Genomic DNA, 4942 nt, shown 5'->3' with positions numbered 1-4942 from the left:
CTCTCATGACATTGGTTTGTCTGTTGAAAGCCTTGCCTTGCTTATGTTCTAATCTTAATCGGAACGAGAGGATTTGAACCTCCGACCCCTACTACCCCAAAGTAGTGCGCTACCAAGCTGCGCTACGTCCCGTTGCAGCTTATCATCGTAACAAATTTTGATCGATTACGCAAGCTCTAATTAGATAATAGGTTTTGCGGTTGGACCTTGGCGACTCTACTTTGCTAGCAAACAGTCTCTACCGATGTCGGGTTGAGTAAAAATGCCGCAGATCGGTTGGCAGTTGCCTCCGAAACCTGAATCGGGATGAGTTCGATTGAGCTATCTTTTAGTAAGAAATCTCGGACTTTGAGATTGTCGCCGCTATTAAATGTCGTTTCATAGAATACCTCGCGAATTCCGGCGGAAATGATTAGTTTCAAGCAAGACAAACACGGTTCTAAAGTCACATAAATACTCGCACCACCTGTCGAGATACCATGTTTAGCTGCTTGCGCGATCGCATTTGCTTCGGCATGAACAGATCGCGAAGGTAGAATCTTACTGGCATTACACGCACTCAATTCGGGATAACAAAATCCCTGTGTCGTACAATGTACCGAACCTGACGGCGATCCATTATAGCCCGTCGATAAAACTTGACGATCTTTGACGATGATGGCACCCACGGGGAAGGCTAAACAGGTAGATCTCGTGGCGGTTAATTTCGCCAGCATCATGAAATATTCATCCCAAGTTGGACGCGAAGAGATATCGTACATTAGGTTTTAGACTTTAGGCTTTAGGTTTGGAGGGTGGGCACTACCCACGGTGGTTTTCACCTTACTACAAAGATATTAATTAATAAATTATTAGTGGCTTGGGTGTGTAGATTTGAAAAGTAAAAGAGTCTTTGCCTGACATCCGATCGGAAAAACTATTGGTCATGTAATCTGGAATATATGGCTCAAAGTTTTTGTCTACTGACTGCGGGTCTTGGGGGAAAAAAGTATCGCAATTATAACTTTCTTCAAGCCTAGACAGATAGATAATATCGAGATCCTTGCGTTCGATGATTTGTTGATAGATGTTAGCTCCGCCACAATAGAATATTTTGGCATCTTTAGTAATATTTAACTCTGGATCTGCACAATTTAGATCGGCAGTAAAATTCAGATGAGATGGTGAATGCTGGTTAATAAATCGCGATCGATAGTCAGCGGCTTGCGATGTCACAACGATATTTTGTCTACCTTTTAATGGTACTTTTCCGCGATCAAACATGCCATCAAATGTTTTGCGTCCCATCACGATCGTATGTCCCATCGTGAGATTCATAAATAGCTTTAGATCGGCTGGATAATGCCATGGCATATATCCATCTTTACCAATTCCACCGTCTTTATCGATCGCGGCAATGAGGATTTTTTGAACCATCACTATTTCCTCCTAGACTGCTACGGGTAATTTAATAAATGCACCATGTTGATAATTGACTAACTGCATTCGATCGATATCATCATAATTGAGATCGAACATTGATCGATCTCCTAATTGGCTCAAATCTAATTGTGGTAATTCATAAGTCTCGCGACTAGTATTCTGATAAGGTTCGATATGATCGACATAAATATGTGCATCGGTAATCGAATGATAAAAATCACCCGGTTCGAGATTGACTTCTCGACAGATCAACAATAGCAACAATCCATAACAAGTTAAATTAAAAGGATTACCAACGCAATGATCTGACGATCGCTGTTGGAGATGCAAGTTTAATTTACCACCTTGATAATTCAATGTAAAACTATGATGACAAGGTGGTAACTTACTGATTGTTGCATTCGGTGGATACCAAGCCGTAATATGCAATCTTCGCGATCGCGGATTGCGTTTCAACTCATCTACAGCCCATCTTAATTGATCGAAACAGGGAATCACTATTGACTTATGGCTATCGACAATTAGATCGTGTCGATACTTACTATCTGCTAGATCGATCGATACTTCACCATTGGATAAATAGTTACTGCGATCACTCTGAATCTGCGGCGGATAATTGGGAACTGGATAATATCGCCAAAACCGACCGTAGGCAGTTTCTAAATTACCATTGGTGTCGCTCCACGCATCCCAGATTTTAGTATGTTGTTGGAGATTGCGAATATGTGGTTCACCAGATAGATACCAAATTAATTCTGTGACTAGACTCCGCCATTGAATCTTCTTATGAGTCAAAATTGGGAAGGCTTGGGCGGATACCGGTAGGCGATAACTCAGTCCGAATAGTGAGATTGTATCGGTGCCAGTACGGTTTTTCTCTCTAGTACCCTCAGTCAGAATTTGATCGAGAATTTCTAGATATGTGCGATCGACTATATTCATGAATTAGTAAATTAGGTGGATGCTCTAGAGCTTCAAGAGGACAAAATTGATTTTTCAAACATCCGCTTAGAATCGATCAAATCTTTCCTGTAAGATCTCTTTTTGCTTTTGGGCTTCGGTCAACATATCTTTAGTTTGCTGAACCACTTCTGGTGTGGCACGTTCGATAAATTTGGTGTTATTTAACCGACTATGAATTGATTCGATTTCTTTGTCGATTTTATCGATCTTCTTCTGAATTTTAGCTTTGAAAGCTTCGAGATCGACAACCCCAGTTAGTGGTATGATGATTTGCACCGTTGCAAAGACACTGGCGATCGACCGAGTTGGTTCTTCGGCTAATCGATCGACGATCGTGAGATGCTCGATTTGCGCTAAGTCGCACAGATAAGTTTTCCCGCGCTCTAAGATGTGGCGTTCTTGTTCGCTGTCACTTTGAATAATTAGTGAAATCTTCGTAACTCGTTTGAGATCGGCTTCGGCACGGAGATTGCGGACGGTACGAGTTACACCAATTAGCAGATCGAATTCTCGATCGAGTTCTGTGTCAATTAGACTAGGATCGCTAATTGGATATGGTTGGATCGAGATGTCATTTTTTTCGTCACTCTGGGTTAAAGTCTGCCAGATTTCGGCTGTAATGTGGGGCATAAATGGATGCAACAATTTTAAAATGCCATCCAAAACAAAAGCTAAGGTTTGCAGCACGACTAATTTACTTGCTGGCTCGGCACCTTCTTGTAAACGCGATTTAACTAGCTCGATATACCAGTCACAGAAGTCACCCCAGAAGAATTCATACAAGCCTTTAGCCGCTTCACCCAAGCCATAGCGATCGATATTATCGCGAGTTTGTCGAGCGGTTTGATGGAAGCGGGATAGAATCCATTTATCGGCGACTTCTAAGGATGCTGTTGCGGGAGCTGTGAGACGATCGCTATCGATCTTAAACTCTGCACTCTCAAAATTTAGCATCACAAATCGCGCCGCATTCCAGATTTTATTGGTGAAATTCCGGCTGGCTTCGACGGATTCGGATTCGTCAGTTTTGCGATTGTATTGAATCCGAATATCTTGTCCCGCACCGACAACTTCGCGCACTAAAGTATAGCGGAGCGCATCGGTACCATATTTATCGATTAGCAATAGTGGATCGATACCATTATTCGCTGACTTCGACTGTTTCTTGCCATTTTCATCCAACACCAAGCCATGAATGTAGACATCTTTGAAGGGCATTTTACCAGTTAGATATCCAGCCATCATCGTCATCCGCGCCACCCAGAAGAAGATAATATCATAGCCAGTGACGAGCGTAGCTATCGGATAATAAAGCTCTAAATCCGCAGTATTGTCCGGCCAACCTAAGGTCGAGAATGGCCATAATCCAGAGGAGAACCAAGTGTCGAGTACATCTGGATCGCGGACTAATCGCACATCTGCACCGAATCGATCGATCGCCTGTAATCGTGCCTCTTCTTCATTCTTGGCCACAAAGAACGGCGTATTATCGGTTATCTCCCCACCAGATTCGCTCACAGCGTACCAAGCCGGAATCTGATGACCCCACCACAATTGCCGTGAGATACACCAATCTTGCAATTTGACCAACCAATCCCGATATACTTTCGACCAGCGTTGGGGGACGAAATCCGGGGCATTCTGGTTGTCTAAATACGCCAGACAGTTATCTGCCATCGGCCGAATTTTGACAAACCATTGCGTCGATAATAATGGCTCGATCGGAACCTTTCCGCGATCGCTATAAGGAACCGTATGTTTATAAGCTTCAATCTTAACCAGATTGCCCAACTCTTCTAATTTAGCCACAACATTCCGCCGTGCGGCAAACCGTTCTTGACCGTTAAATTCGCCAGCATTCTCATTGAGAGTGCCGTCTTTATTCATGATATTAATTAAGGGCAGATCGTGACGTTTGCCCATTGCAAAATCATTAAGATCGTGTGCCGGAGTCACCTTCACGCATCCCGTCCCAAATTCCGCCTCAACAAAATCATCGCCGACGATCGGAATATCACGCCCAATAATTGGTAATTTTACAGTTTTACCAATCAGATGCTTATATCTTTCATCCTGGGGATTAACGGCTACTCCCGTATCGCCCAACATCGTTTCTGGGCGAGTAGTTGCAACTTCAATATATCCCGAACCATCGCTCAACGGATAACGAAAATACCACAAACTGCCATTAGTTTCCTTATTCTCTACTTCCAACTCCGACACCGCCGACTGCGAAGCCGGACACCAATTGACTAAATACTGTCCCCGATAAATCAACCCATCTTTGTGCAACCGGACGAATGCTTCTAACACCGCCGCTGACAACCCCTCATCTAGGGTAAACCGTTCCCGCGTCCAATCCGCCGAGACACCCATCCGTTTGAGCTGATTGACGATCGTACCACCAGATTCAGCCTTCCATTCCCACGCCCGCTCTAAGAATTTCTCGCGACCGACATCATACCGCGTCTTCCCCTCAGCCTTGAGCTGCTTCTCCAGGATCGTCTGTACCGCAATACTCGCATGATCGGTGCCTGGTAAAAAGAGCGTATTGTCC

At 43.8% G+C, this 4942-nt stretch carries 4 protein-coding genes and 1 tRNA gene; all 5 read right to left on the bottom strand.

The window, feature by feature from the left end:
- Positions 1-58: 58 nt before the first annotated feature.
- Positions 59-132 (bottom strand) — tRNA-Pro (locus RMO27_RS07445).
- 92 nt (positions 133-224) lie between these two features.
- Positions 225-761 (bottom strand): dCMP deaminase family protein, encoded by a 537-nt coding sequence (locus RMO27_RS07440; RefSeq protein ID WP_309731000.1) that lies wholly within the window; start codon positions 759-761, stop codon positions 225-227.
- A 79-nt stretch (positions 762-840) separates the two neighbouring features.
- A complete protein-coding gene (locus RMO27_RS07435; protein ID WP_309730999.1) occupies positions 841-1416 on the bottom strand; it encodes a dihydrofolate reductase in 576 nt (191 codons plus the stop codon).
- 12 nt (positions 1417-1428) lie between these two features.
- The gene (gene thyA, locus RMO27_RS07430; RefSeq protein ID WP_309730998.1) at positions 1429-2364 is read right to left on the bottom strand and encodes a thymidylate synthase; all 936 of its coding nucleotides are present in this window, start codon (positions 2362-2364) and stop codon (positions 1429-1431) included.
- Positions 2365-2430: 66 nt separating this feature from the next.
- Positions 2431-4942, bottom strand: a 2512-nt coding sequence (locus RMO27_RS07425) for a valine--tRNA ligase (protein ID WP_309730997.1), incomplete at its 5' end; no start/stop codon positions are given.

Source organism: Chamaesiphon sp. OTE_75_metabat_556, assembly GCF_031378165.1.
Lineage (GTDB): Bacteria > Cyanobacteriota > Cyanobacteriia > Cyanobacteriales > Chamaesiphonaceae > Chamaesiphon.
This window is presented reverse-complemented; position numbering and strand designations above follow the sequence as displayed.

Coding starts and splice junctions, on each gene's coding strand:
- RMO27_RS07440 (WP_309731000.1), bottom strand. CDS start 761: ATGTACGATATCTCTTCGCGTCCAACTTGGGATGAATATTTCATGATG.
- RMO27_RS07435 (WP_309730999.1), bottom strand. CDS start 1,416: ATGGTTCAAAAAATCCTCATTGCCGCGATCGATAAAGACGGTGGAATT.
- thyA (WP_309730998.1), bottom strand. CDS start 2,364: ATGAATATAGTCGATCGCACATATCTAGAAATTCTCGATCAAATTCTG.